Here is a 26,440-nt window from a genome sequence, read left to right on the forward strand (position 1 = left end):
GTTATCTCAGTGGACGTTGTTAGATACCGGGCCGTGAGGCCCGGTTTTTTTAGGCTTGAAGCTGTTGCTGTAAAAAGCTTACCGCGTCGGCCAGTTTCAGATTTTCTTTCTCTGCAGCGCTGCGTTCTTTGTATTCCAATTCACCCTCGGCCAGACCACGATCACTGACCACAATGCGATGCGGAATGCCGATTAATTCCATATCGGCGAATTTCACACCGGGGCTGGTTTTTTTGTCGCGGTCGTCCAGCAGTACTTCAATACCTGCATCTGTCAATTCGCGGTACAGGCGTTCAGCCACTTCCATTACTTCCGGTGATTTATGCGCGTTCAGCGGCACGATGCCAACCTGGAAAGGAGCTAACGCATCGGGCCAGATGATGCCGTTGTCGTCGTGGTTCTGTTCGATGGCCGCGGCGACAATGCGGCTGACGCCGATGCCGTAACAACCCATCAGCATGGTTTGCGCTTTGCCATTGTCGTCGAGCACGGTGGCGTTCAACGCTTTGGAATATTTGTCGCCTAATTGGAAGATGTGGCCAACTTCGATGCCCTTGGCAATTTTCAGTGTGCCTTTGCCGTCTGGGCTCGGGTCGCCTTCGACCACAGAGCGCAAGTCGGCGATGTCTGGCAGCGGTAAATCGCGTTCCCAGTTAATGCCAAACCAGTGTTTGTCGTCGCTGTTGGCACCGGCGCCGAAGTCGCTCATCAGACTGACGGCGCGGTCGATGACGATGGGCATCGGCAAACCAATCGGCCCCAATGAACCCGGGCCTGCACCGACCACCGCACGAATGCGTTCTTCGCTGGCCATGGTCAGCGGTGCTTTCACTTGCGGCAGTTTCTCGGCTTTGATTTCATTCAGTTCGTGATCGCCACGCACCAGCAGGGCAACCAAACCGCCGTCCACGTCGTCTTCGGCTTCGACGATCAGCGTTTTGATGGTTTTTTCAATCGGCAGACCAAAGCCTTCCACCAAGGCGGCAATGGTTTTGGTGTTCGGGGTATCAACCTGGCGCAGCTCTTCGCTTGGAGCTGCCCGTTCGCCCGCAGGCATCACGGCTTCGGCGCGTTCGATGTTGGCGGCGTAATCGCTGCTATCGGAATAGGCGATGTAGTCTTCGCCCGATTCCGCCAGCACCTGGAACTCGTGCGAGCTGTCGCCGCCGATGGCACCGCTGTCGGCCAGCACCGGACGGTAGTTCAGGCCGAGCCGATCAAAAATACGGCAGTAAGCCCGATGCATGTTGTCGTATTCGGCTTGCAGCGATTCCATCGAAACATGGAAGGAGTAGGCATCTTTCATAATGAATTCGCGGGCGCGCATCACGCCAAAGCGCGGCCGGAATTCATCGCGGAATTTGGTCTGAATTTGGTAGAAGTTGGCCGGCAGTTGTTTGTAGCTGGTCAGTTCGTTACGGGCCAGATCGGTGATCACTTCTTCGTGAGTGGGGCCAAACACAAAATCGCGTTGGTGGCGGTCCTGCATTTTCATCATCAGCGGGCCCATATCGTCCCAGCGGCCGCTTTCCTGCCACAGCTCGGCTGGTTGCACACAGGGCATCAACACTTCCTGGGCGCCGGCGCGATCCATTTCTTCACGCACGATGCGTTCAATTTTGCGCAGTACTTTGAGGCCGGTTGGCATCCAGGTGTACAGGCCGGAGGCGAGTTTACGCACCATGCCGGCGCGCAGCATCAGTTGATGGCTGGCGATAACGGCATCGGCGGGCGTTTCCTTGACGGTGGCGATCAAATACTGGCTGGCGCGCATGAAGCTTCTCGTAGTTAGCAATGAGTCAAATTGGCTGGTGGTTCAAAGAGCCCGCCATTGTAGAGGCAATGGCGGTCAAGGTGTAGTAAGGCAGCGCTGTTACCACTCGCCCTGGTTGGGCATCGACGCCCAGGGTTCGGCGGCGGGCAGGGCGTCGCCGGCTTGCAGCAGTTCGATGGAGATGTTGTCCGGGCTGCGCACAAAGGCCATGTGGCCGTCGCGTGGTGGGCGCAGGATGGCAACACCCATTGCCTGCAAGTGCGCACAGGTGGCGTAGATGTCATCGACGCGATAGGCCAGGTGACCGAAGTTACGGCCGCCGGTGTATTCTTCCGGGTCCCAATTGTAAGTTAATTCAACCATTGGGGCTTTGTCGGCCAGGGCGCGTTCGCGGTCTTCCGGGGCGGCCAGAAAAACCAGAGTGAAACGGCCTTTGTCGTTGTCGCTGCGGCTGATTTCGACCAGGCCGAGGCCGTCGCAGAAAAAGCGCAAGGAGGCGTCGATGTCGCTGACGCGAACCATGGTGTGTAGATAACGCATAAAAACTCCAGATGGGTTAGCAGAGGTCAGTCGGTGTGTTTGAACGGCAGGGCGTCGGTCATTTGTTCGCGGTAGCGTTCGACCATTTCGGCTTCTTCCAAACAGAAGCGTTCCACTGCTTCCTGAAAATCGGGCCGCGCCAGCCAGTGAAAGGAGCGGGTGATGCGCGGCTCAAAACCGCGCGCTACTTTGTGCTCGCCCTGGGTGCCCGGGTCGAAACGTTGCAGGCCGTGGCGGATGCAGTAGTCGATGCCCTGGTAATAGCAGCATTCAAAATGCAGGTTGTTGAATTCGTCGAGGCAACCCCAGTAGCGGCCGTAGAGCGTGGTTGAATCGCGAAAGCATAAGGCTGCGGCCACGCCTTCCTCACCCTGAAACGCCATAAAGAGCACCAGCGATTCGGCCTGATCGGCCAGCAGCTGCTCGAAAAATTCCAGTGTCAGATAACCCTGACGGCCGCGCTTTAAGTAGGTGGCGTGGTAGAAGATATAGAACTGACGCAGCGTAACGGCGTCGATTTCCTGGCCTTCAAAGCAGCGCATTTTCAGGCCTTGTTCGGCGATGGAGCGGCGTTCTTTGCGCAGGTTTTTGCGTTTGCGCGAGGCGAAGCGGTCGAGGAAGTCGTCGAAGTCGCGGTAATTGCGGTTGCACCAGTGGAACTGAACATCGCGCCGTTCCACCCAGTCGGTGTGGTTGGCCCAGAGGTCGGCGGTGGCGTCGTCGGGAAACAGCAGATGGCAACCGCTGTAATCCTGGTTCAGGGCTTCCTGTTGCATGGCCTGGGCGAGGTCGGTGACTAATGACGCATGCAAGGGCGCGCTCGATCGTGGTCCCATGGACGGTGTGTAGGGAATGGCGCAGACCAGTTTGGGGTAGTAGGGCAGGCCGTGTTGTTCGTAGGCGTGCGCCCAGGCCCAATCGAAGACGTATTCCCCCCAGGAGTGGGTTTTGGCGTAGCAGGGCAGCGCCAGTTCCTGTTGTTCGTCCTGCCAGTGCAGATGATGCGGCGACCAGCCCCCATCAAGGCTACACACGCCGCTGCTTTCCAGAGCGCGCAAAAAGCTGGCGCGGCTGAACGGGTTATCGGTGTGTTGGCCTAGGTGTTGGGGCCATTGGGTGTGCCACTGAACGTCGGGCATAGAGGCCATTCCTGGGAAAGTGCCGAGGCATTATATCGGTTGCGTGCAGGCAGACCCAGTGCCCACTTATACATCTGTTCCTTTGCGGTACAATGGCGACAAAGGAGGGCTCGATGTTCGAACTGGATCACCGCTTGCAGAATGATTGCGTCGAAGTTGGCGAATTGATGCTGAATCGCATTCTGCTGATGAAAGACGCCAACTACCCCTGGTTGATACTGGTACCTCAGCGTGAGGATATCAGCGAGATTTACCAGCTGGACGAAGACGATCAGGAACAATTGATCTGGGAAAGCAGCTTCGTCGCTGAACGCCTGATGGCCACCTTCAAAGGTGACAAGATGAACATAGCGGCGCTGGGCAATGTGGTGTCGCAGTTGCATATCCATCATGTGGTGCGCAAACAAACCGATGCGGCCTGGCCCAACCCGGTTTGGGGCGCCGTTCCGGCCAAGGCTTATCCACGTGGTGCCTTGCGCCAGCGCGTGCTGAGCTTGCAGTCGGCGTTTGAAACCTCGGTCTTTAAAGCGGCTGAACCGCCGGCTGGTTGATGCAGCGGATTTTCGTTAGGGTCAGGGTTGTCATTAAAACTTCATCAAAAAGTCAGAAAGGTGACACGGGCGAATGAATAATAGACGCCATGACGATGGAGGCTTCTTCATGAAATGGCTGCACCGAATCCAACAGCTTGACACCCTGACATTCAATTGGTGCATGGCGCGTCGTCGCCGTGAGCGTATCACTGCCTTGAGTCGTGCGGTGTCACGTACCGCCGATGGCTGGCTCTACCTGCTGTTCTTTGCCGTCTATGGCGTGACTCAGCCAGAGTCCGGCATGGCCTTGGTTAAGGTGGCTGTAGTGGCTTTCGCGGTGGAACGCGGCATCTACTGGGTGCTGAAAAACACCTGCCGGCGTAACCGACCCCAAGAAGCCATCGACGATTTCACCAGCTTTATCATTCCGTCCGATAAATTCAGTTTCCCCTCGGGCCATACCTCGGCCGCCTTCCTGTTTACCGTGCTGGTGGCCAGTCAGCTGCCGGTATTGGTGCCGGCGCTGTTGCTGTGGTCGTGCTGTGTGGCCATGTCACGCATTTTCCTGGGTGTGCATTTCCCGACCGATACATTGGTTGGCGCAACCCTGGGTTCGCTGGTCGGCTTCTGGGCGCTGGGAGGGTTTGTACTGTGAAAATCCTCTACGGCGTTCAGGGCACTGGTAATGGCCATATCACCCGAGCCCGGGTGATGGCCGAAGCGCTGGCGCATGCCGGTGTTGATGTCGATTGGGTGTTTTCCGGTCGCGAGCGCGAACGCTTTTTCGATATGGACGCCTTCGGCGATTTTCGGGTGTTCAAAGGTCTGACCTTCGCTACCCGTGATGGTCGCATTGATCTGCGTCGCACCATGAACGACACCTCCATGCGCGGCCTCTGGCGCGATATTCGCTCGCTTGAGCTGAGCCAATACGACCTGGTGGTCACCGATTTCGAACCGGTCGTGGCCTGGGCTGCGCGCTCTCAGGGCATGCCTTGTGTGGGTGTCGGCCATCAGTACGCTTTTAATCACGATATTCCCAAGGCCGGGCATTCGGTGGTGTCTGAAGCCATCATGCGTTGGTTTGCGCCGGTTACCGTGGGGTTGGGTGTGCACTGGCATCATTTCGGCGCGCCTATTCTGCCGCCGATTATTGAATCCACGCCGGAACCCAAACCCGGTTCGCTCGATAAAGCCCTGGTTTACCTGCCGTTCGAAAACAGTGAAGCGACGCTGGCGTTGCTGAACGAGGTCAACAGCCGGGTGCGGTTTGTGATGCACTGCGGCGATATTGAGCCCGGCCAGTATGGTCAGGTGACGGTGCGCGGCTTCAGCCGCGATGGTTTCCAGGCGTCGCTCGCCGAATGCGGCAGCGTGATCTGTAACGCCGGCTTTGAACTGGCCAGTGAAGCTCTGTCGATGAGCAAGCGCATCCTGGTGAAACCGCTGCGCGGCCAGATGGAGCAGCAATCCAATGCGGCGGCGTTGCAGGCCTTGGACTTGGGCTCGGTAATGCCGAAGGTTTCCACCGGCGCCATTGAAGCGTTCCTGCGCCAGAGTGAGCCGCGCTGGGTGAATTACCCGGATGTGGCCACGGCTCTGGTGAGTTGGTTACAGCGTTATCCTCATGCCTCCATCGACAGCCTGGTTGACCAGCTGTGGTCGGGCGTGAACTTCCCTTCGGAGCAACCTGCTCAGCGCGTCGCCTAGTTTTTCTTGAGCAGCGCAAGACGGTCCGCCTGGCGGGCCGTTTTTTTTGCCTGGCTGTAAAGCTCAGTTGACAAAAAACCGACCCTGCGGCAATTTAGCGCGCTCTAATCAGCTCAGCGGGGAAGATGAATGCGGCTCAAGATCGAATGTGAAGAGCGCTTGGGTATTTGTGCTGAAGTGCTGGATATTCTGGTGCAACACCAGATCGATCTCAGGGGTATCGAAATTGAACCCACCGGCCGGATTTACCTGAACTTCCCGACGCTTGTTTTCGATGAATTTCAGCATCTGATGCCGGAAATTCGTCTGATTCCTGGCATCCAGGATGTCTCCTTGATTCCCTATCTGCCCGGTGAACGTGAACAGCAGGAAATGCAGACGCTGCTGAAAACGCTGCCTGAACCGGTGGTATCGATCGACAGCCAGGGCAATGTGGTGATCGCCAACGAAGCCGCGCTCGATATTCTGCAATTGCCCGAAGCCGAGGTGCACGGCAAGTTGCTGAAGAACTGGGTGAAGGGTTTCAATTTCAGCCATTGGCTTAATGGCGATCAACCCGGCGCAACGGCGACTCATCTGCAACTGCGTGGCCGTACTTTCCTGGCCGATATTTATCCGATTCGCGTACCCAACGAAACCGATGCCGACCAGGACGATTACTTTGCCGGTGCGGTGATTACCTTTAAATCACCCGAGCGTCTTGGTCGTCAGATTACCGCCTATCAGCAGCAGGCCGGTGAGTTTGAATTACTCATCGCCGAAAGCCAGCCGATGAAAAAGGTGATTCGTCAGGCTAAGCGCATGTCGGGTCTGGATGCGCCTTTGTTGATTACTGGTGAAACCGGGACTGGTAAAGAGTTACTGGCCAAATCCTGCCATCAACACAGCTTGCGCAAAGACAAACCGTTCCTGGTTTTGAACTGCGCGGCCATGCCCGACAGTGTGGCCGAAAGCGAATTATTCGGTTACGCCGCCGGTGCTTTTGAAGGCGCGACCCAGTCCAAAAAAGGCATCGTCGAACTGGCCGAAGGCGGCACGGTGTTCCTCGATGAAATCGGCGATATGTCGAAGCTGTTGCAGTCGAAATTTTTGCGCCTGATGCAGGACGGCACCTACCGCCGGGTGGGTGATGAACAGGAATTCACCGCCGACGTGCGTATCATCTGTTCAACGCAAAAAGATCTGCTGGCGTTGTGCCGCGACGGCACCTTCCGTGAAGATCTTTATTACCGGCTGAACGTACTGGCGCTGCATATTCCCGCCCTGCGCGATCGCAAGAACGATATTTTGCCGATGGCCGAACGTTTTATTGCCCGCTTTGCCGAACCGCAACGCCGCCGGATTCGTATTTCACGCGCTTGTCAGAATGCGCTGCAGCAATATCCCTGGCCGGGCAATGTGCGGCAGATGGAAAATTCATTGTTGCGTGCTGTCTCCTTAGCTGAAGATGACATTCTGGAGCCAGAACATTTGCAATTGCCCAGCTTTTCCAGCGGCTGGGGTTATGTCGATGAACATTTCGAAGGCTCGCTCGATGAAGCCATGAAACGGTTTGAGGCTCAGTTGTTGCGCCGGCTTTATCCGGCTTATCCGAGCAGTCGGCAACTGGGTAAAAAGCTGGGCGTTTCGCACACCGCCATTGCCAATAAGTTGCGCGAGTATGGTATTGGCAAGCACAGTCGATCCGACTGATTTGTCACCGGGAGAATGCAGATGAAGTTCTACCATTATTGGCGTTCATCCGCCGCTTATCGGGTGCGCATTGGGTTGGCACTGAAAGGTGTTGACGCGCAGCAGGTGCCTATTGAGTTGCGTGAGGGCGATCAGCACAGTGCAGCTTATCGCTCGGTGAATCCGGCGGGTTTGGTGCCGTCGCTGGATTTGCAGCCGGGATTGGTGCGGCAGTCGATGGCGATACTGGAATACCTGGAAGAGGTTTATCCGAATCCGCCGCTGTTGCCGAACGATGCGTTGGCGCGTGCTGAAGTTCGGGCCCTGTGCCAGGACATTGGCTGTGACATTCATCCGATTAACAATATGCGCGTGCTAAAGCAGTTGCGCTCGCAATTTCAGGCTAGCGAAATTGAAGTGAACGCCTGGCATCGGCACTGGATTACTACCGGCTTCGATGCTTTGGAAGTGCAGGCGGCGCGCTTGGGCAGTGGCGATTGGTTTTATCGTAATCAATTGAGCCTGGTCGATGTGGTATTGATTCCGCAGATGTATAACGCTCTGCGCGTTGATATGACGCTTGATGCCTGGCCGCGTTTGCAGCGCATCTATCAGCACGCCACCGCTCAGCCGGCTTTTGTTCAGGCCGAACCGAGCCGCAATCAGCCCGCAGACTGATCTTTGGCAGCTTGCTGGGCGGCGCTGAGTACGCCGCGCAGCAGGCGCAATTCTTTGGCAGTGGGTTGGGCGCGGCGAAACAGGGCGCGCAGATGATCCAGCGCCTGGCCCGGGTGCGCCGGGTTGAGAAAACCGATATCACCCAGCGTCTCATTCAGATGGTCGTAAAACCTTTCCAGATCGGCATGCAGCGGGTAGGGCGTTGTGGTGGTGTTGCCCGTTTCATTTTGCGCCGCTTTGAATACCTCGTAACTCAATAACTGCACCGCCTGACTCAGGTTCAGCACCGGGTAGTCCGGGTTGGCGTCGATATTCACCTGGGCGTGACAGCGCTGAATGTCGTCATTGTGCAGGCCCATTCGTTCGCGTCCGAATACCAGTGCAACCGGTGCTTCTTGCTGGCGCGATACGGCTTCGCGGCCGCACTCTTCGGCCGACAGGGCCGGCAACCGAATGCTGCGTTCGCGGGCGCTGGTGGCAACGACCAAGCCGCAATCGGCGATGGCTTCGTCGAGGCTGGTCACGACTTGAGCGTTGTCGAGCAGGTCGGTGGCCTGGCCGGCGCGGTTGTAGGCTTCATCGGCAGGAAAATCGATGGGATTGACCAGCACCAGTTGCTCCAGACCCATGTTTTTCATGGCGCGTGCGGCGGCGCCAATGTTGCCGGGATGCCAGGTCTGAACCAGGACGATGCGGATATTGAGAGACATGAAAACGCCTTGGGGTTGGTCACGGGGCCGCGCAGTTTAACACGGCCGCCGTCTCAATCATCCGGCTCAGATGCCCGGCGACTGATACTCGACCAACTGACAGCCGGCGATGCGCCATTCGCCCTGGTTGGTCTGGCTCAGCGCGTAGAAGGCGAGGTATTGCTGATCGTCGTCGGTGCGCAGCCAGACTGGCAACACCCAGTTGTCACCCGCCGCTTCCAGTTCCCTGAAACGAATGACACTGAATTCGGTCAACGGCTGATACTGGCGCACGACCATGGTGTAGAAGCGCTCGGCGGTCAGGAAGCGGCCTTTGATGTTGGGGTGAGCCCAGGCCCAGGCGGCTTCGGCATCGCCGCTGCGCAGGGCGCTCAGTTGTTGGGTGATCAGGTTGCGAAACTGATCTTCCAACTCATCGTTATAGTCATCGTCTTCAGCCTGGACGCCGGTTGCCAGTAGCGCGCAGCACAGCAGAAGGGAAAGCAGGGAACGCATGGCGGACTCCCGTTTTGGGGTGTCCACTCAATACGCTCCCGGCCGAGGATCGGTTCAGCGTGGCCGGTTTAAGGGCATTTCGCGAACGCGGGCGGCGATGACGGCGTTGTCTTTGATCTGCAGGATTTCGATCAGATAACGATCGATCTTGATCGACAGGTTGGCATCGGGGATGTCTTCTACGTGCTCCAGCACCAGGCCGTTCAAGGTCTTCGGACCGTCGGTCGGCAGCTCCCAGGCCAGGGCGCGATTGATTTCGCGGATGTTGGCGGTGCCGTCGATGACGTAAGAGCCATCGCGCTGCGGGTGGATTTCCTTGCTGGAATTGGCGATGTCGGTGGTGAATTCACCGACGATCTCTTCCAGCAGATCTTCCAACGTGACCAGACCCTGAATATCACCGTACTCATCGACCACCAGACCCATGCGCAATTGCTGCGTCTGGAAGTTGATCAACTGGGTATGCAGCGGGGTGTTTTCCGGCACGAAGTACGGGTCCTTGGCGGCCTTGGTGAGCATTACCTTGGACGGCTCGTCGGCGTAGAGGAACTCAGCGGCATCGCGGATGTGCATGATGCCGATCACCTTGTCGAGGTCGCCTTTGTAGAGCGGGAAACGGGTGTAGTCGGTGCGGCGAATCTGGTCGGCGATGGTATCGACATCGGCTTCCATATCGACACCGCTGACTTCGTTACGCGGCACCATGATGTCGTCGACGGTGACGTTCTCCAGCTCAAGGATACCCAGCAACATGTTCTGACGTTGCGGGGGCAGCATCTCGCCGGATTCGTTGACCAGGGTTTTTAATTCTTCCGCCGACAGGGCATCGGTGCTGTCGCCGGTACGACCGACGCGGAACAACCAGAACAGGCTGTTAACGAACAGATTGACCAGCCAGATTGCCGGTGCCAGCGCAAACATCAAGGGCCGCAGCACAAAGGAAAACGGAAAGGCGATCTGTTCAGGATAGCGTTGCGCCAGTGTCTTGGGCGTGACTTCCGCGAAAATCAGCACCACCAGCGTCAGTAATATTGTCGACAACCCCAGCGCCAGATCCTGCTGCGTCGGTAACAGTCGGATAGCGATGATGGTGGCCAGAGAGGCCGCGGCGATATTGACCAGGTTGTTACCGATCAGAATGGTACTGATCAGACGGTCAGGCTTTTCCAGCAGACGTTGGGCCAGGCTCGCAGAGCGATGTCCTTCATTGGCCAGGTGACGGAGACGGTAGCGGTTGAGTGACAACATGCCGGTTTCCGAGCTCGAGAAGAAAGCGGAACAAAGCAGCAGCAGGCCCAGCAAGACAAACAGCAGGCCTAGGGGGAGCTCGTTCAAGGGGTAAAAACCTCAGTCACCAATAGAAAGTGCTTTTTAGCGGCGCGGTCACCCCTCTGTCAAGCACAGTTGCGCGTCGATAAGAGAATTAGCCGTATTGATGAAGCAGGTATTCGAGAACGAACTTCGAACCGAAAAAAGCCAGCATTAAAAATACAAATCCGAAGATAGTCAGCCGGCTGGCCAAAGCGCCGCGCCAGCCCAGATGAAAATGTCCGAACAGCAGGGTGGCGAAAAAGCCCCAGGCTACCAGCGTCAGCACCGTTTTATGCATCAGATGCTGAGCGAAGATATTTTCAATAAAGAGGCCACCGGAGATGATGGCGGCGGTGAGCAGAATAAAACCGATCATCAGCCATTCGAACAGCAGCCGTTCCATGGTTTGCAGCGGCGGCAGAAAGCGATTCAGGCGGCTGTCTAAATCGTGGTTATGCAATTGGCGGTTCTGGGCGCCAAGCAGCACGGCTAACAAGGTGGCGATGGTGATCACCGAATAAGCCAGCATCGACAGAAAGACATGCAGGACGACACCGGTTCGATACAACCGGGGCGATGACGCATCCGGTGCCAAGACAGCGACAATCATAATCAGCGCCGCTGCCGGCAGGGCGAAGGCGAACAGGCTGTGCAGCGGTTTTGACCAGCCGCTGACCAGCAGGGCGGAGATCACGAAAAAGGTGATTACCGAGGCGGCATTAAGAAAGCTGATCTGCAAAGCGCCGGAGACCAGAATTTCCGAAGCCAGCGTCGACAGATGCGCGGCGGCACCAATCACTGCCGGCCAGAACAACCATTGGCGATTAGGCGACTGCACACGATACAAGCCGTTCAGGGCGACCAGGCCACTGACGAGATAGCCCAGGATGGCGAGCCAGATCAGCATTCGGAAAAGTCCTCGCAGTTCGGCGTCGGCCGAAAGGGATATAGAAAAAGCAAGGCGCTAGTCTCGCATAAATGATAGACGTTCCCAAACTCAACTTGAGGTTGCGTTGGCTGCCACCATCATAGAGACGCAGCCGGTGCCCTGTTATACTGCCGGACCTTTCAAATCCCCACGGAAAGCGAGATGTTTAAGAGCCTCACCGACCGTCTTTCCCAGACGCTGAAACAAATTTCCGGTCAGTCCAAGCTGACCGAAGACAACATCAAAGCCACGCTGCGCGAAGTGCGCATGGCGTTGCTCGAAGCCGATGTTGCTTTACCGGTTGTCAAAGATTTTATCGATGGCGTGCGTGAGCGCGCGGTCGGTCAGGAAGTCTCCCAGGCGCTGAATCCGGGCCAGCAATTCCTCAAGGTGGTGCAGTCTGAACTTGAGCGGGTGATGGGCGAAACCGGCGAGCCGTTGGCGCTGAATACCCAGCCGCCGGCGGTGATCTTGATGGCCGGTCTGCAGGGGGCGGGTAAAACCACCACTGTTGCCAAGCTGGCGCGTTTCCTGAAAGAGCGCGAGAAAAAGAAAGTCATGGTGGTCTCGGCCGACGTTTATCGGCCGGCGGCGATCAAGCAGTTGGAAACCCTGGCGGGTGAAGTCGGCGCGCTGTTCCATCCCAGCGATGAGAAGCAGAAGCCGGTCGCCATTGCCAAGGGCGCCATCGATGCTGCCCGCAAGCAGGCGGTGGATGTGGTCATCGTCGATACCGCTGGTCGCCTGGCTATCGACAGCGAGATGATGGATGAGATCAAGGCGCTGCATAAAGCAGTAAAGCCGATCGAAACCCTGTTCGTGGTCGACGCCATGACCGGTCAGGACGCCGCCAATACCGCCAAGGCGTTCAGCGATGCTCTGCCATTGACCGGTGTGGTGCTGTCGAAAACCGATGGTGATGCCCGTGGCGGTGCCGCCTTGTCGGTGCGTCACATTACCGGCAAGCCGATCAAATTTATGGGCGTCGGCGAGAAAACCGACGCCTTAGAACCGTTCTACCCGGACCGTGTCGCTTCGCGCATTCTCGATATGGGCGACATGATGTCGCTGATCGAAGAAGTCGAACGCAAGGTCGACAAAGACAAAGCCGAGCAACTCGCCAAGAAGCTGCAAAAAGGCAAAGGTTTCGACCTGGAAGACTTTCGCGAGCAGCTGCGCCAGATGGACAACATGGGCGGCATGATGGGCATGGTCGACAAACTGCCGGGCATGGGCCAGATGGGTGCTGCGGTCAGCCAGATGCAGGGTGCGGAAAAGCAGTTCAAGCAGATGGGCGTGATCATCGATTCGATGACTCCGCAGGAGCGCCGCTTCCCGGATAAGATCAATGGCTCGCGTAAGCGCCGTATTGCCTCGGGTTCCGGCACTCAGATTCAGGACATCAACCGTCTGCTCAAGCAGCACAAGAACATGTCCAAGATGATGAAAAAGGCCGGCAAGAAAGGCGGTATGGCCAAGATGATGCGCGCCATGGGTGGCGGTCAGATGCCTGGTGGCGGCCAAATGCCGGGTGGCGGTTTGCCTCCGGGTGGCTTCCCTGGCGCCGGTGGCCGCGGTCCGTTCGGTTAATTCTCTTCTGACGGGGCCGTCCGGCCCCATCATCCTTGCTTTTTAAGCTCTCAAACGTATAATTTCGCGGCCTTGAAAACCGGGGTGGGCCTGGTTTTCGTTTCACTTTGGGTTAGGAAGGCTGTTTTCGAACAGAGCTTCCGCATTCAGAGGTAACCCCTCTGGAGATCCAAAACGGCAGGTGATTTCAAAGCTTGCCCGCAACAGGAGGACGCGAATGGTCGTCATTCGACTCTCACGGGGTGGTTCCAAGAAGCGCCCGTTTTACCACATTACCGTCGCTGATAGCCGCAACGCCCGCGATGGCCGTTTCATCGAACGCGTTGGCTTTTTCAACCCTATCGCTCGTGGCCAGGAAGAACGCCTGCGCGTCACCCTGGAGCGGGTAGAGTACTGGCAGGGCAAAGGTGCACAGACGTCTGATCGTGTCGCCCAGCTGTTGAAAGAGTATCAAAAGGCCCAGGCCTGATTCGTACGACAGGGCCTGAATGATGACGCCGGAAGCACCGGACAAGATGGTTGTTCTGGGTAAGGTCTCCTCGGTCTACGGCATTAAAGGATGGGTGAAAATCTATTCTTACACCGAACCGATGGACCGCATCCTCGAGTATGGCGAGTGGATGCTGAACCTGGGTGGCAACTGGACCTCTGTCGAAATCGACAAAGGACGCAGCCACGGCAAGGGCATGGTTGCTCATATCGCCGGCTGCGACGACCGCGACCAGGCCCGCAGTTATTGCGGAGCCGAGATCGCTGTCCCGGAGGAGTTTCTGCCGGAACTGCCTGAAGGTGAGTACTATTGGTACGAACTGGAAGGTCTGACGGTGGCAAATACCACGGGCGTCATTCTGGGTAAGGTGGATCATTTAATGAGTGCGGGCGGCGGCAATGATGTGCTGGTCGTCAAAGGCAATGCCGACAGTGTTGATCGTCAGCAGCGTCTAATCCCGTACGTGCCGGAAGTCTACGTCCAGGATATTGACCTCGAAGCAGGTCGGATTCTGGTCGATTGGGACCCGGAATTTTGACAACGGAAACGTCTCGAACAGCCGAACCGCAAGCTTGGTTCGGGCTGGTCAGCCTCTTTCCGGAGATGTTCGAACCGTTTTTACGGCAAGGCGTCATCGGAAGGGCGGTGCAAAAAGGGTTGATTGAAGTCGGGTTATGGAACCCGCGCGATTACACCCACGACAAGCACCGCACCGTGGACGACCGACCTTTTGGCGGTGGCCCCGGGATGCTGATGAAGGTGCAGCCATTGCGCGATGCCATTCAGGCCGCCAGGGCCGCCAGCGGCAATAAGGCGAAGGTGATTTACCTGTCGCCGCAAGGTCGCCGGTTGGACCAGGCTGGAGTGAGTGAACTGCGTAATAACAGTCACCTGATTTTCGTCTGTGGCCGCTATGAGGGCATCGACGAAAGAGTCATCGAGACAGAAGTGGATGAAGAGTGGTCGCTGGGTGATTTTGTTCTCAGCGGTGGCGAACTGGCCGCCCAGGCGTTTATCGACGCTATTGGTCGTCAGCTTCCCGGCGTATTGGGGCACGAAGCCTCTGCCGAGGAAGATTCATTCACCGAAGGGTTGTTGGATTGTCCGCATTACACCAGGCCTGAAGTATTAGATGGCCGAGCGGTGCCGCCGGTTTTGCTCAGTGGTCACCACGACGACATTCGTCGCTGGCGATTACAACAAGCATTAGGGCGCACCTGGCAAAGAAGACCGGACCTGTTGGCTGATAAGGTACTCACCGCAGAACAGCAGGCGCTTTTGGATGAGTTTTTGACTCGCGCGATAGATCAGGAGCGGAGTGATGAGCAATAGCAATTTGATTATTCAGCAGCTTGAAGCTGAACAGATGAATAAAGAAATCCCGGCCTTTGGCCCGGGTGACACTGTCGTTGTACAGGTCAAGGTTAAGGAAGGTGAGCGTGAGCGTCTTCAGGCGTTCGAAGGCGTGGTGATTGGCAAGCGTAACCGCGGCCTGAACTCGGCTTTCACCGTACGTAAGATTTCCAGCGGTGTTGGCGTCGAGCGTACCTTCCAGACTTACTCACCCATCGTTGACAGCATTGAAGTCAAGCGTCGTGGTGCGGTTCGTCAAGCCAAGTTGTACTACTTGCGTGAGCGTTCTGGTAAGTCTGCTCGCATCAAGGAACGCATCGACCGTAAAGGCTAAGCCTGGATCGATGTTTCCCAAAAAGCAGCTTCGGCTGCTTTTTTTATGGCTGCAATCTGTGATGATGGATTGAAACAGCTTCTTGCAAAAAAATCACAACGCTAAACCGGGCGCAAAGCCCATAACGGCGGGGCTTCGCGTTGACAGCAGCCAGCCCCCTCAGTATGTTTCGCTCAGCATTATTCCGGCATTTTGCCGGGCACGATCTAACCGTGAATAAGAGAGGCAGGTTTTGAAATCAGTCAATGTGGGACTTTGTGGTCTGGGCACCGTCGGCAGCGGCACCTTTAATGTCATGCGCCGGAACCTGGAAGACATTGCGCGTCGAGCTGGTAAGCCGGTGCAGATTACCCACGTTGGTGCCCGCCGCGATCATCCAGACTGCGATCTGGGTGATGTTAAGGTGTCGCGCGATATTTTCGAGGTCGCCCGCGATCCCAACGTCCATATTCTGGTTGAACTGATTGGTGGTGAAGAAACCGCCAAGGCGCTGGTGCTCGAAGCCATCGCCCACGGCAAGCATGTGGTCACCGCTAACAAGGCGATGATCGCCAAACACGGCAACGAGATTTTCAAAGCCGCCGAAGCGCAGGGCGTGGTGGTGACTTATGAAGCCGCTGTTGCCGGTGGTATTCCGATCATCAAAGGCATCCGTGAAGGCCTGGTCGCCAACGACATCAAATGGCTGGCCGGCATCATCAATGGCACCGGTAACTTTATTCTCACCGAGATGCGTGAAAAAGGCCGGATGTTTGATGACGTACTGAAAGAAGCCCAGGCCCTGGGTTATGCCGAAGCCGATCCGACCTTCGATGTGGAAGGCATCGATGCGGCCCATAAGCTGACCATTCTTGCGTCCATCGCTTTTGGCATTCCGCTGCAATTTGACAAGGTTTACACCGAAGGCATCAGCCGCATCACCCGCGAAGATGTGCAGTACGCCGAAGAGCTGGGCTACCGCATCAAGCATCTGGGCTTCAGTCGTAAAACTCCCGAAGGCGTTGAACTGCGCGTGCATCCGACGCTGGTGCCGGAAAAGCGTTTGCTGGCCAACGTCAATGGCGTGCTCAATGCGGTGCTGGTTGAAGGCGACGCTGTCGGTCCGACCATGTACACCGGTCCGGGCGCGGGTTCTGAACAAACGGCGTCTTCGGTCATTGCGGATATCGTCGATATTGCCCGTGAAATCGACAATGCTGGCAACGTGCCGCATCTGGGCTACAGCGTCGAAACCGAAAACCTGCCGGTGTTGCCGGTCAGCGAAATTGAAACCTCTTATTACTTGCGCATCACGGTGCGTGATGAAGTCGGTCAGATGGCCAAAATTGCTCAGGTATTGAGCGATAACGGCATCAATATCGAAGCCATTATCCAGAAAGAGCCGGAAGATGAAGCCGCTGTGGTACCGCTGATTTTGCTGACGCATAACGTCCGCGAAAAACGCATGGATAAAGCCATTGAGCAGCTCGAAGCGTTGGATTCCGTACCGCGACCTGTGGTTCGGATTCGGGTAGAGCAGCTTGACGGCTGACGATCAGCTGCGGCGGCTATGGCGCGCCGGGCAGAAGCGCAGCTCCAGGCGGGACGCCGTCAATACATCCCTGTAGACTTGGCGGTCGCTGTCCTCGCGACCGACACTCGCCCGAAGCCGCGCTTCTGACCGGCGCTCGTTGCGGTGGTTTGTTAAGCTTGGGTGATTGTCCAAGAGAGAATATCAAGAGAGAAGCAGTGTGAAATACATCAGCACCCGGGGCCAGGCTCCGACTCTGGAATTCGAAGACGTTTTGCTGACGGGTCTGGCCAGCGATGGCGGTCTGTACGTCCCGGAAACCTTGCCCGAATACAGCTTGGACGAAATCCGTTCCTGGCGCGGTCTGCCGTATCACGAATTAGCGTTTCGCATCATTCAGCCTTTTGTTGCTGGTGCTGTCAGCGACGACGACCTGGCCACCATGCTCAAGGAAACCTACGGCGTTTTTGGTCATAAAGCCGTGGCACCTTTGGCGCAGATCGATCACAACGAATACGTGCTGGAGCTGTTCCAGGGCCCGACGCTGGCGTTTAAAGATTTCGCGCTGCAACTGCTTGGTCGTTTGCTGGATGTGACGCTGGCCAAACGTGGCGAGCGCGCGGTGATTGTTGGCGCGACATCCGGCGATACCGGCTCGGCAGCCATTGAAGGCTGCAAGCGTTGCGACAACATCGACATCTTTATTCTGCATCCCTATCAACGCGTCTCGGAAGTGCAGCGCCGGCAGATGACTACCGTGGTCGGCGACAACATTCATAACATCGCCATTGAAGGCAATTTCGACGATTGCCAGTCGATGGTCAAAGCCAGCTTTGGCGACCAGTCCTTCCTGCGTGGCGAGCGTCGTTTGGTGGCGGTGAACTCCATCAACTGGGCGCGCATCATGGCGCAGATCGTCTACTACTTTTACGCGGCCCTGAACCTGGGTGGCCCGGATCGTCAGGTCGCCTTCTCGGTACCGACCGGTAATTTCGGCGATATCTTTGCCGGTTACCTGGCCAGGAAGATGGGCTTGCCGATCGGTCAGTTGGTGGTTGCTACCAACCAGAATGACATCCTGCACCGGGTGTTGAGCAAGAATCTCTACGAGAAGCAGCCGCTGGCACACACGCTGTCGCCGTCGATGGATATTGTGGTGTCGTCCAACTTCGAACGCTTGCTGTTCGATCTGTACGATCGCGACGGCGCCAGCCTGAGCACCTTGATGGACAAGCTGAATAACGAAACCGTCAGCCTGGATGAAGCGCGACTGGCGCGCGCCCGTGAACTGTTCGACAGTTACGCGCTGGATGACGCCGGCACCGTCGATACCATTCGCCAGGTTCACGCCGATACCGGCTATCTGCTCGATCCGCATACCGCCATTGGTGTGGCGGCGGCGCGTGCTACCCGGCGCAGCGCTATCGATCCGATGGTCACGCTGGGCACGGCGCATCCGGTTAAGTTTGCCGATGCCATCGAAAAGGCTGGTTTGCAATCGCCGGAACTGCCGCATCATCTGACTGACTTGATGCAGCGTCCGGAACGCTACAGCGTTTTGCCGGCCGATCTGGCCCAGGTACAGGCTCACATCGCCAAAACAGTTTTCGGTTGATGTTTTGAGTGCCGACTTACCGGCCATCAGTGAACGGCCGCAGCCAGCAGGCCCGGCGGTTCACGATCATCCTTTGCTCGACCGGCTGTACCGCGCTCGCGGGGTCAGCGCAGCGGTCGAGCTGGATTCCCAGCTCAAACACTTATTGCCCTGGCAATCGCTGAAGGGCATCGATGCGGCTGTCGATCTGTTGCAGCAAGCGTTGCAAAACCAATGGCGGGTGTTGATCGTCGGTGATTACGACGTCGATGGTGCCACCAGTACCACCCTGGCGGTTGAAGCCCTGAGCGCCTTTGGTCTGAACGTCGATTTTCTGCTGCCCAATCGTTTTGAATACGGTTACGGCCTGTCGCCGGAAATCGTTGCCTTGGCGTTGCAACAATCACCACAGCTGATCATCACCGTCGATAATGGCATCGCCAGCCTGGACGGCGTCGCGGCGGCCGAGGCGGCGGGCGTTAAGGTACTGGTCACCGACCATCACTTGCCCGGTGAACAACTGCCTGCTGCCGACGCCATCCTGAACCCCAATCAACCGGGTTGTGATTTTCCCTCCAAAGCTGCTTGCGGTTGCACGGTGATGTTCTATTTGCTGATTGCCTGGCGGGCGCGGCTAAGAGAATCAGCTTGGTTCGACCAGGGCCATCGTGAACCGCAATTGGCCGATTGGCTCGACTTGGTCGCCTTGGCGACGGTTGCCGATGTGGTGCCGCTGGATGCCAACAATCGCCGCCTGGTGCAGCAAGGTTTGGCGCGTATTCGTGCCGGCCGCGCCCGGCCGGGCATTCTGGCGTTGTTTGAGGTCGCTGGTCGCGATTGGCGTCATGCCCGCAGTCAGGATTTCGGCTTTGTCGTCGGCCCGCGGTTAAACGCTGCCGGCCGTTTGGACGATATGACGGTCGGCGTTAAAACCCTGCTGGAACATGATCCGGCGAGGGCACGTCAGCGCGCTGCCGAACTGGATTCGCTCAATCGCGAGCGGCGTTCCATCGAACGCTCCATGCTGGTCGATGCCGAACGTTACCTCGACAACCTGACCGATTTGGGCAACCGCAACGGCCATGTGCTGTTTGAGTCCGACTGGCATGAAGGCGTGATCGGCATCCTGGCGTCGCGGGTTAAAGACCGGATGCATCGGCCGGTTATTGCGATGGCGGCCAGCGATGACGGCTTGCTGAAAGGCTCAGCGCGTTCCATCGCCGGCTTTCACCTGCGCGATGGCCTCGATTGGATTGCCAGCCAATGTCCGGGTTTACTGCGCAAGTTTGGCGGCCATGCCATGGCGGCGGGCCTGACCATCGAAGCGGCGCGGCTGGATGAACTGCGCCAGTGGTTCGACCGCGCAGTAACCGAGCTGTGTGAGCCCGAAGCGCTGATACCAACGCTGATGACCGATGGCGAACTGAGCGGTTCCGACCTTAACCTGGAAACCGCCCTGATACTGGAAACCGCCGGACCCTGGGGCCAGAACTTTCCCGAACCGCGGTTTCACGGCCGCTGGCGCATCGAAAGCCAGCGCATCGTTGGTGAGCATCATCTGAAGCTGGAATTGAGTGACCCGAACGGCCAGGTCGTCGATGCCATCGCCTTTAATATCGACACTTCAATATGGCCAACGCAAAAACCCTATTTGGACGGGGTTTATCAATTGCAGTGCAATCGATATCGCGGCCGGGAAAGCGTGCAATTGGTTTTTAATGACCTGGTTCCGCGCGATTAATCACTACCTAAGGCATTGAATTTTCGATAAAATATGCCGCCCGAAATCGGCAAACCCTGCTTTTGGAAATGGAGCGGACCGTGGAACTCAATCCGATCAAAGAACAGATCAAAGACCTTCAGGCGCGCACCGACGTGCTTAGGGGGTACCTTTGACTTCGATGTAAAGCAAGAACGCTTAGACGAAGTCGAACGTGAACTGGCTCAGCCGGACGTCTGGAACGAACCCGAACGGGCTCAGGCGCTGGGGCAGGAACGCAGCAACCTCAGCACCATTGTTACCACCCTGACGCGCCTGATCGACGGCACTCGTGATGCCGGCGATTTACTGGATATGGCCGCCGAAGAAGACGATGCCGGCACCGTTGCTGATATCCAGTCAGATTTAAACGCCATGGAAGCGGAACTCGAAACGCTCGAATTCCGTCGTATGTTCAGCGGCGAAATGGACCCGACCAACGCCTATCTGGATATCCAAGCCGGCTCTGGCGGCACTGAAGCGCAGGATTGGGCGGAAATGCTGTTGCGCATGTATCTGCGCTGGGCCGAAGAAAAAGGTTTTAAAGCCGAACTGATGGAAGCCTCGGCCGGTGAAGTGGCCGGTATTAAATCGGCGACCATTCGCATCGAAGGGGAATACGCCTTTGGCTGGCTGCGTACCGAAACCGGTGTGCATCGTCTGGTGCGTAAATCGCCGTTCGATTCCGGCAATCGTCGCCATACCTCTTTCACTTCCGTCTTTGTATCGCCGGAAGTTGACGACAGCTTCGAAGTGGAAATTAACCCGGCCGATTTGCGTATCGATGTGTATCGCGCTTCCGGCGCCGGTGGTCAGCACGTTAACCGGACCGAATCGGCGGTGCGGATTACCCACTTGCCGACCAACATCGTGGTGCAGTGTCAGAACGACCGCTCGCAGCACAAAAACAAAGACCAGGCGATGAAACAGCTGAAAGCTAAGCTGTACGAATTCGAGATGATGAAGCGCAACGAAGCCGCCCAGGCGGTGGAAGACTCGAAGTCGGACATCGGCTGGGGCAGCCAGATTCGTTCCTACGTGCTCGACGATTCCCGCATCAAGGATCTGCGCACCGGCGTGGAAACACACAATACCCAGGCCGTGCTCGACGGTGCTCTGGATCAATTCATCGAAGCGTCTCTGAAGAAGGGGCTCTGAAACCGTGCCCGGTGCCCGCACGCCGGGCACCCCGACAGTGGACTGACAGAAGATGACGGACAACCAAACACCGCACCAAACTGATAGCCAAGCCGCGACGGACGACAACCATCTGATCGCCGAGCGCAAACAAAAACTCGCCGATCTGGCCGCCAGCCGCCCGCAGGCGTTTCCGAACGATTTCCGTCGTGAGCAAATGGCCGGCGAACTGCAGTCGCAATACGGTGATCTGGATAAAGAAGCCGTTGAAGCAGAAGACGTCACCGTCGCCGTTGCTGGCCGGGTGATGCGCCGTGGTGGTCCCTTTATCGGCCTGCGCGACAGCAGCGGCCGTATTCAGGCCTATTTACCCAAACCGTTGCAGAAAGAAAGTCAGGACTGGCAGTTGCTCGACATCGGCGACATCGTCGGTGTGCGCGGCAAGCTGGCTAAGTCTGGCAAGGGTGAGCTCTATGTGTCGGTCGAATCGCTCGACAACCTGACCATCCTGACCAAGTCGCTGCGTCCGCTGCCGGATAAGTTCCACGGCCTGGCCGACCAGGAAGTGAAGTATCGCCAGCGTTATGTCGATCTGATGATCAGTGATGACACCCGCCGCGTATTTGAAGTGCGCACCGGCATCGTCAACGGCATTCGTCGCTTTTTGACTGAGCGCGGCTATATGGAAGTCGAAACCCCCATGTTGCAGGTGATTCCCGGCGGCGCCACGGCCAAGCCGTTCGTCACCCATCACAACGCCATGGACATCGATATGTACCTGCGCATTGCGCCGGAGCTGTATCTGAAGCGTCTGGTGGTCGGTGGGTTCGAGAAGGTGTTCGAGATCAACCGCAACTTCCGTAACGAAGGTGTGTCGACGCGCCATAACCCCGAATTCACCATGCTCGAGTGGTACCAGGCTTACGCCACCTACCACGACCTGATGGATTTGACCGAAGCCATGCTGCGTGAAGTCGCCCAGAAAGTGCTGGGCACGACCGAGCTGAAATATCAAGGCAAAACCTTCGATCTGGGCGCGTCTTTTGAGCGCTTGACGATGTTCGACTCCATCCTCAAATACAACCCGGAATTGAGCTCTGCCGATATCGACAATCGTGATGCAGCGGTAGCCGTGGCCAAAGGTCTTGGTATAGAAGCACAGGCCGGTTGGGGTCTGGGCAAGTTGCAGACCGAGATTTTCGAAGCCACGGTGGAAGAAAACCTCGAGGGTCCGGTGTTTATCACCGCTTATCCGGCGGAAGTATCACCGCTGGCGCGTCGTAACGACGATAACCCAGAAGTGACCGACCGCTTTGAGTTCTTTATCGGCGGCCGCGAAATTGCCAACGGCTTCTCGGAGTTGAACGATCCGATCGATCAGGCTGAGCGCTTCCGTGCCCAGGTTGATGCCAAGGACGCCGGCGACGACGAAGCCATGTTTTATGACGACGACTACATCAACGCCCTGGAGTACGGCATGCCGCCAACGGCAGGTGAGGGCATCGGTATCGATCGACTGGTGATGTACTTCACCGATTCACCCTCGATCAAAGACGTCATCCTTTTTCCCCATATGAAACCCCGCAGTGCGGGCGAATAACCCAGGAGACAGTGAATGCTAGACCCGGATCTGGATAAGAAAATTCAGGAACACGAAGCCAAGATCGAAGAACTGCGTCAGCAGAAAGAAGCCCAGGCCAAGCGGATGGAAGGCTTCGAGCAGTACCAGGAAGAAGTCCGTAAGTTGTTCGACGAGTACGGCATTTCTGAGTACGACATCTTCACGGCACGTTCCAAGGCGATCATCGAGTGGGTCAAGGCTCAGGGTAAGAAAGCTGACAAGCCGGAATTCTACGAAGAGCTGCAAGCCTACTTTGCGCGTGTCGGTGGCGTTAAAGGCGCTCGTAAGAAGGCTGCCAAAGCCGCTACTGGCCCGAAACTGGCCATCGGTACCTATGAAAACCCCAATACCGGTGAGCGCGTTGAGAAGAAACGTCGCAACCCGAAACCTTTGGATGTCTGGATCGAAGAACACGGCATTGAGACCGTTCAGGGCTGGAAAGTCGACTGACATTCAGAGTCCCGATCAAAGCCGGCTTAATGCCGGCTTTTTTTATGGTTTAAAAGTGATTTCCAGTGTCATAAAAGTTGACAGCCTTGACGCAATAGAGTGACAACTCTATGAACGATTACAAATTGATACAAACTTCGCAGGAGGGGTTACTTGAAGCCTTCTGAAAAAGGGTTTAGGCAATCTATCCCCAAGCTGAGGCCTCGTTTAGTGGAACAGTGGTTTTCCTCGATGAGTCAATACCGCATTGAATAGTTAGTGTACTGAAAAACTGTAACACATTGATATTAAAGGAAAATTATAGTTAGGTTAAAATTTGATCAATATATGGCAATACCGTGACGGCGGTGGTTGAGACCTGTTAAACCAGCTTTCTTCACAGAGATATCCACAGATTTTGTGGACACTCTTCGCTAGCCCTGATGGGCTCAGGGTTTTGATAAAGTTGTGAACAGCGTCAAGCTGACGACGCGCCTGAAGCCCGGTGATTGGTGGTCAGAATCGGGTCAAAAAATGACCTTGAGAGCGACTTTGGTGCGTCGTTTTGACGCCGTGACGATCAGCGATTGATTTGCCGCTCAGCGGTCCCCACTTTCGAGTCGACTTTGCAGTTGGACTCGAATGCATGACAGATCAAGATCCACACCAACCCGAAATTATCAGCCGCGGTTCTGCCCTGGTCCGCAGTGACGAACAACTCCCCGACAAGCTCTACCTGATACCGGTACAAAACCGACCCTATTTCCCCGCCCAGATCATGCCGATCATGGTGCAGGCGGACGCCTGGCGGGAAACCCTGGAACGGGTCAGCAATACGCCGCACAAATTGCTGTGTCTGTTCCATATCGACGACTTCGACGCCCAGGCGATTCGCCGCGATCAACTGCCGCTGACCGGGACGGTAGTGCGGGTGCATCAGGTGCGTGAGCGCGATGGCGCCATTCACTTTATTGCCGAAGGCCTGCGCCGTGTGCAGCTGCGCGCCTGGCTGTCGCGCAAGGCGCCTTATTTGCTGGAAGTTGCCTATCCGAGCGAGCCTGAGGAGCCGGAAAGCGAGGTGCGCGCCTACGCTCTGGCGTTGATCAGCGCGATCAAAGAACTGCTGCCGATCAATCCGCTTTATTCGGAAGAGCTGAAACAGTATTTGAATCGCTTCAGCCCCAACCAGCCATCACCACTGGCCGATTTCGCCGCCGCCATTACCTCAGCTGAGACCGCCGCGCTCCAGGATGTGCTCGATACCCTGCCGCTGCTGGCGCGGATGGAAAAGGTGCTGGCACTGCTGAAGCGCGAGCTCGAAGTGGCGCGCCTGCATCAGGAGATTAACGATCAGGTCAATGAGGAGATGTCGCGGCATCAGCGCGAATTTTTCTTACGCGAGCAGTTGAAATACATCCAGAAAGAGCTGGGCATCAGCAAGGACGATCGGCAAAGCGATGCCGACGAGTTCCGCGAGCGTCTGGACGGCAAGACCGTGCCTGTTGATGCCATGAAGCGCATCGACGAAGAGCTGCACAAGCTGTCCATCCTGGAAGCCGGTTCGCCTGAATACGGTGTGACTCGGAATTATCTCGACTGGGCGACGCAGATTCCCTGGGGCCAGTACAGCGAAGACAAACTGGACCTGCAGCGCGCCCGCAAGGTATTGGACAAGCACCATTCCGGCCTGGCGGATGTCAAAGACCGCATTCTCGAATTCCTTGCGGTCGGTGCTTACAAAGGCGAAATCGCCGGTTCCATCGTCTTGCTGGTCGGCCCGCCCGGGGTGGGTAAAACCTCCATTGGCCGGGCCGTCGCCGACAGTCTGGGACGGCCCTTCTATCGTTTCAGCCTGGGTGGGATGCGCGATGAGGCGGAGATTAAAGGTCATCGCCGTACCTATATCGGCGCCATGCCGGGCAAGTTTGTGCAGGCGTTGAAGGATGTCGAGGTGATGAATCCGGTCATCATGCTCGATGAGATCGATAAGATCGGTGCGTCCTACCAGGGTGACCCTGCTTCGGCCTTGCTGGAAACGCTGGACCCGGAACAGAACAGCCAGTTTCTCGATCATTATCTGGATATGCGTCTGGATCTGTCGAAGGTGCTCTTTGTCTGTACCGCCAACCAGCTCGATACCATTCCGCCGGCCTTACTCGACCGCATGGATGTGATCCGTCTGTCCGGTTACCTGGCCGAAGAAAAGCTCGATATCGCCAGTCGTCATCTGTGGCCGCGCCAACTGGAGCGCGCCGGTGTCGATAAGCAGCAGCTGAAGATCAGTCGCAAGGCGTTGCGTCAGGTGATCGAAGGGTATGCGCGCGAAGCCGGGGTGCGCAATCTGGAAAAACAACTGGCCAAAATTATCCGCAAGTCGGTGGTGCGGTTACTTGAAGCACCGGATACCAGCATTCAGATTCAGCCAGAAGACTTGCCGGACTTGTTGGGCACGCCGCTGTTCCGGCGCGAGAAGCGACTCAAGGGCGTTGGCGTGGTGACTGGTCTGGCCTGGACCTCGATGGGTGGCGCTACCTTGCCGATCGAAGTGACCCGGGTGCACGACTACCAGCGTGGTCTGAAGCTGACCGGCAAGCTGGGTGAGGTGATGCGCGAATCCGCCGAAATAGCCTACAGCTTTGTGGTCGCCAATGCGCAGCGTTATGGCGGCAATGCCGAGTTGTTCAAGCAAAGCCTGATTCACGTGCACGTCCCCGAAGGCGCCACCCCCAAGGATGGTCCCAGTGCCGGTGTGACCCTGTCGACCGCCTTGCTCAGCCTGGCGTTAAACAAGGCGCCGCCGGCGGGGCTGGCGATGACCGGTGAAATCACCCTGACTGGCGAAGTGCTGGCGGTCGGTGGTATTCGCGAGAAAGTCATAGCAGCGCGGCGCCAGGGCATTCGCAAGTTAATCCTGCCAGAGCCTAATCGCGGCGATTTTGACGAGTTGCCGGATTACCTGAAGAAGGGTTTGACGGTGACCTTCGCCGATCACTTTGATCAGGTAGTGCAGGGCGTCTTTGGCTAAGCCGAGCCGGTCTATTTCGGTCTTAACCCTGGTTCAAACGGTTCAGCCAGGGTTAAGACCGGCGCTACTATAAAGAGTGCGTTAGAAACACAGAAACCGGCTTGAATCC

The 26,440-nt window shown here is 56.9% G+C and carries 24 protein-coding genes; 17 read left to right on the top strand and 7 right to left on the bottom strand.

Features of this window, described 5'->3' with window-relative positions:
* Nucleotides 1-49 precede the first annotated feature (49 nt).
* The 3 genes from ACXAE6_RS12990 to ACXAE6_RS13000 form a co-directional block, all read right to left on the bottom strand.
* Nucleotides 50-1,774: a proline--tRNA ligase gene (locus ACXAE6_RS12990; RefSeq protein WP_475148820.1), complete on the bottom strand. Its 1,725-nt coding sequence runs from the start codon at nt 1,772-1,774 to the stop codon at nt 50-52.
* 99 nt (nt 1,775-1,873) lie between these two features.
* Nucleotides 1,874-2,314, bottom strand: coding sequence for a VOC family protein (locus tag ACXAE6_RS12995; protein ID WP_475148825.1), 441 nt, complete (start codon nt 2,312-2,314; stop codon nt 1,874-1,876).
* Between the two features lie 26 nt (nt 2,315-2,340).
* On the bottom strand, nt 2,341-3,453 hold the full coding sequence (locus ACXAE6_RS13000; RefSeq protein ID WP_475148829.1) for a GNAT family N-acetyltransferase: 1,113 nt from the start codon (nt 3,451-3,453) through the stop codon (nt 2,341-2,343).
* A gap of 113 nt (nt 3,454-3,566) precedes the next feature.
* Here ACXAE6_RS13000 and ACXAE6_RS13005 point away from each other — a divergent pair, with 113 nt between their 5' ends.
* The 5 genes from ACXAE6_RS13005 (at nt 3,567) to maiA (ending at nt 8,045) form a co-directional block, all read left to right on the top strand.
* Nucleotides 3,567-4,004, top strand: a complete 438-nt coding sequence (locus tag ACXAE6_RS13005; RefSeq protein WP_475148835.1) for an HIT domain-containing protein — start codon at nt 3,567-3,569, stop codon at nt 4,002-4,004.
* 109 nt (nt 4,005-4,113) lie between these two features.
* On the top strand, nt 4,114-4,641 hold the full coding sequence (locus ACXAE6_RS13010; protein WP_475148837.1) for a phosphatase PAP2 family protein: 528 nt from the start codon (nt 4,114-4,116) through the stop codon (nt 4,639-4,641).
* Nucleotides 4,638-5,696 carry an MJ1255/VC2487 family glycosyltransferase gene (locus ACXAE6_RS13015; RefSeq protein WP_475148840.1) on the top strand — a complete coding sequence of 353 codons (1,059 nt, stop codon included), beginning with the start codon at nt 4,638-4,640 and terminating at the stop codon, nt 5,694-5,696. The genes ACXAE6_RS13010 and ACXAE6_RS13015 overlap by 4 nt, the downstream gene beginning before the upstream one ends.
* A 129-nt stretch (nt 5,697-5,825) precedes the next feature.
* On the top strand, nt 5,826-7,388 hold the full coding sequence (tyrR, locus tag ACXAE6_RS13020) for a transcriptional regulator TyrR (protein WP_475148842.1): 1,563 nt from the start codon (nt 5,826-5,828) through the stop codon (nt 7,386-7,388).
* 21 nt (nt 7,389-7,409) lie between these two features.
* Nucleotides 7,410-8,045: a maleylacetoacetate isomerase gene (gene maiA / locus ACXAE6_RS13025; RefSeq protein ID WP_475148845.1), complete on the top strand. Its 636-nt coding sequence runs from the start codon at nt 7,410-7,412 to the stop codon at nt 8,043-8,045.
* Here the strand turns inward: maiA and ACXAE6_RS13030 are convergent.
* The 4 genes from ACXAE6_RS13030 to ACXAE6_RS13045 form a co-directional block, all read right to left on the bottom strand.
* Nucleotides 8,030-8,755 (bottom strand): RNA methyltransferase, encoded by a 726-nt coding sequence (locus tag ACXAE6_RS13030; protein WP_475148847.1) that lies wholly within the window; start codon nt 8,753-8,755, stop codon nt 8,030-8,032. The two genes, maiA and ACXAE6_RS13030, sit on opposite strands and share 16 nt — an antisense overlap.
* Nucleotides 8,756-8,821: 66 nt before the next feature.
* Nucleotides 8,822-9,250 (bottom strand): DUF4864 domain-containing protein, encoded by a 429-nt coding sequence (locus ACXAE6_RS13035; protein ID WP_475148851.1) that lies wholly within the window; start codon nt 9,248-9,250, stop codon nt 8,822-8,824.
* Between the two features lie 54 nt (nt 9,251-9,304).
* Nucleotides 9,305-10,585: an HlyC/CorC family transporter gene (locus ACXAE6_RS13040; protein ID WP_475148855.1), complete on the bottom strand. Its 1,281-nt coding sequence runs from the start codon at nt 10,583-10,585 to the stop codon at nt 9,305-9,307.
* 88 nt (nt 10,586-10,673) lie between these two features.
* On the bottom strand, nt 10,674-11,468 hold the full coding sequence (locus ACXAE6_RS13045; protein ID WP_392804163.1) for a cytochrome C assembly family protein: 795 nt from the start codon (nt 11,466-11,468) through the stop codon (nt 10,674-10,676).
* A gap of 183 nt (nt 11,469-11,651) precedes the next feature.
* Here ACXAE6_RS13045 and ffh point away from each other — a divergent pair, with 183 nt between their 5' ends.
* The 12 genes from ffh to lon all read left to right on the top strand — a co-directional run bounded on the left by ffh (nt 11,652) and on the right by lon (nt 26,331).
* Entirely contained in the window at nt 11,652-13,079 is a 1,428-nt protein-coding gene (gene ffh, locus ACXAE6_RS13050; RefSeq protein WP_392804161.1) for a signal recognition particle protein, read from the top strand.
* 217 nt (nt 13,080-13,296) lie between these two features.
* Nucleotides 13,297-13,548 (top strand): 30S ribosomal protein S16, encoded by a 252-nt coding sequence (gene rpsP, locus ACXAE6_RS13055; RefSeq protein WP_392804158.1) that lies wholly within the window; start codon nt 13,297-13,299, stop codon nt 13,546-13,548.
* Between the two features lie 19 nt (nt 13,549-13,567).
* Complete coding sequence (gene rimM, locus ACXAE6_RS13060) at nt 13,568-14,107, top strand: ribosome maturation factor RimM (protein ID WP_392804156.1); 540 nt, start codon at nt 13,568-13,570, stop codon at nt 14,105-14,107.
* Entirely contained in the window at nt 14,104-14,901 is a 798-nt protein-coding gene (trmD, locus tag ACXAE6_RS13065) for a tRNA (guanosine(37)-N1)-methyltransferase TrmD (protein ID WP_475148868.1), read from the top strand. Before rimM ends, trmD begins: the two co-directional genes overlap by 4 nt.
* Nucleotides 14,891-15,256, top strand: a complete 366-nt coding sequence (rplS, locus tag ACXAE6_RS13070; protein WP_392804152.1) for a 50S ribosomal protein L19 — start codon at nt 14,891-14,893, stop codon at nt 15,254-15,256. Before trmD ends, rplS begins: the two co-directional genes overlap by 11 nt.
* 232 nt (nt 15,257-15,488) lie before the next feature.
* Nucleotides 15,489-16,787 (top strand): homoserine dehydrogenase, encoded by a 1,299-nt coding sequence (locus tag ACXAE6_RS13075; protein WP_475148874.1) that lies wholly within the window; start codon nt 15,489-15,491, stop codon nt 16,785-16,787.
* Between the two features lie 199 nt (nt 16,788-16,986).
* Complete coding sequence (gene thrC / locus ACXAE6_RS13080; protein WP_475148877.1) at nt 16,987-18,381, top strand: threonine synthase; 1,395 nt, start codon at nt 16,987-16,989, stop codon at nt 18,379-18,381.
* A 4-nt stretch (nt 18,382-18,385) separates the two neighbouring features.
* Nucleotides 18,386-20,101 (top strand): single-stranded-DNA-specific exonuclease RecJ, encoded by a 1,716-nt coding sequence (recJ, locus tag ACXAE6_RS13085; RefSeq protein WP_475148881.1) that lies wholly within the window; start codon nt 18,386-18,388, stop codon nt 20,099-20,101.
* A 68-nt stretch (nt 20,102-20,169) separates the two neighbouring features.
* Nucleotides 20,170-21,277, top strand: a protein-coding gene (gene prfB / locus ACXAE6_RS13090) for a peptide chain release factor 2 (protein ID WP_475148885.1) whose coding sequence is annotated in 2 segments (ribosomal slippage) — nt 20,170-20,253 and nt 20,255-21,277 — 1,107 coding nt in all. Because the reading frame shifts where the segments join, the coding sequence is not laid out codon by codon here.
* A 52-nt stretch (nt 21,278-21,329) separates the two neighbouring features.
* Nucleotides 21,330-22,856: a lysine--tRNA ligase gene (gene lysS, locus ACXAE6_RS13095; protein ID WP_475148889.1), complete on the top strand. Its 1,527-nt coding sequence runs from the start codon at nt 21,330-21,332 to the stop codon at nt 22,854-22,856.
* Between the two features lie 15 nt (nt 22,857-22,871).
* On the top strand, nt 22,872-23,327 hold the full coding sequence (locus ACXAE6_RS13100; RefSeq protein WP_475148892.1) for a hypothetical protein: 456 nt from the start codon (nt 22,872-22,874) through the stop codon (nt 23,325-23,327).
* A gap of 625 nt (nt 23,328-23,952) precedes the next feature.
* Nucleotides 23,953-26,331, top strand: a complete 2,379-nt coding sequence (gene lon / locus ACXAE6_RS13105) for an endopeptidase La (protein WP_475148896.1) — start codon at nt 23,953-23,955, stop codon at nt 26,329-26,331.
* Nucleotides 26,332-26,440: the final 109 nt, after the last annotated feature.

It is taken from the genome of Saccharospirillum sp. ABV4_185, assembly GCF_056159245.1.

Excerpts from the sequence above, each read along its gene's own strand:
- ACXAE6_RS12990 (WP_475148820.1), bottom strand. The coding sequence starts at position 1,774 with ATGCGCGCCAGCCAGTATTTGATCGCCACCGTCAAGGAAACGCCCGCC.
- ACXAE6_RS12995 (WP_475148825.1), bottom strand. The coding sequence starts at position 2,314 with ATGCGTTATCTACACACCATGGTTCGCGTCAGCGACATCGACGCCTCC.
- ACXAE6_RS13000 (WP_475148829.1), bottom strand. The coding sequence starts at position 3,453 with ATGCCCGACGTTCAGTGGCACACCCAATGGCCCCAACACCTAGGCCAA.
- ACXAE6_RS13005 (WP_475148835.1), top strand. The coding sequence starts at position 3,567 with ATGTTCGAACTGGATCACCGCTTGCAGAATGATTGCGTCGAAGTTGGC.
- ACXAE6_RS13010 (WP_475148837.1), top strand. The coding sequence starts at position 4,114 with ATGAAATGGCTGCACCGAATCCAACAGCTTGACACCCTGACATTCAAT.
- tyrR (WP_475148842.1), top strand. The coding sequence starts at position 5,826 with ATGCGGCTCAAGATCGAATGTGAAGAGCGCTTGGGTATTTGTGCTGAA.
- maiA (WP_475148845.1), top strand. The coding sequence starts at position 7,410 with ATGAAGTTCTACCATTATTGGCGTTCATCCGCCGCTTATCGGGTGCGC.
- ACXAE6_RS13030 (WP_475148847.1), bottom strand. The coding sequence starts at position 8,755 with ATGTCTCTCAATATCCGCATCGTCCTGGTTCAGACCTGGCATCCCGGC.
- ACXAE6_RS13035 (WP_475148851.1), bottom strand. The coding sequence starts at position 9,250 with ATGCGTTCCCTGCTTTCCCTTCTGCTGTGCTGCGCGCTACTGGCAACC.
- ACXAE6_RS13045 (WP_392804163.1), bottom strand. The coding sequence starts at position 11,468 with ATGCTGATCTGGCTCGCCATCCTGGGCTATCTCGTCAGTGGCCTGGTC.
- ffh (WP_392804161.1), top strand. The coding sequence starts at position 11,652 with ATGTTTAAGAGCCTCACCGACCGTCTTTCCCAGACGCTGAAACAAATT.
- rpsP (WP_392804158.1), top strand. The coding sequence starts at position 13,297 with ATGGTCGTCATTCGACTCTCACGGGGTGGTTCCAAGAAGCGCCCGTTT.
- rimM (WP_392804156.1), top strand. The coding sequence starts at position 13,568 with ATGATGACGCCGGAAGCACCGGACAAGATGGTTGTTCTGGGTAAGGTC.
- rplS (WP_392804152.1), top strand. The coding sequence starts at position 14,891 with ATGAGCAATAGCAATTTGATTATTCAGCAGCTTGAAGCTGAACAGATG.
- lysS (WP_475148889.1), top strand. The coding sequence starts at position 21,330 with ATGACGGACAACCAAACACCGCACCAAACTGATAGCCAAGCCGCGACG.
- ACXAE6_RS13100 (WP_475148892.1), top strand. The coding sequence starts at position 22,872 with ATGCTAGACCCGGATCTGGATAAGAAAATTCAGGAACACGAAGCCAAG.
- lon (WP_475148896.1), top strand. The coding sequence starts at position 23,953 with ATGACAGATCAAGATCCACACCAACCCGAAATTATCAGCCGCGGTTCT.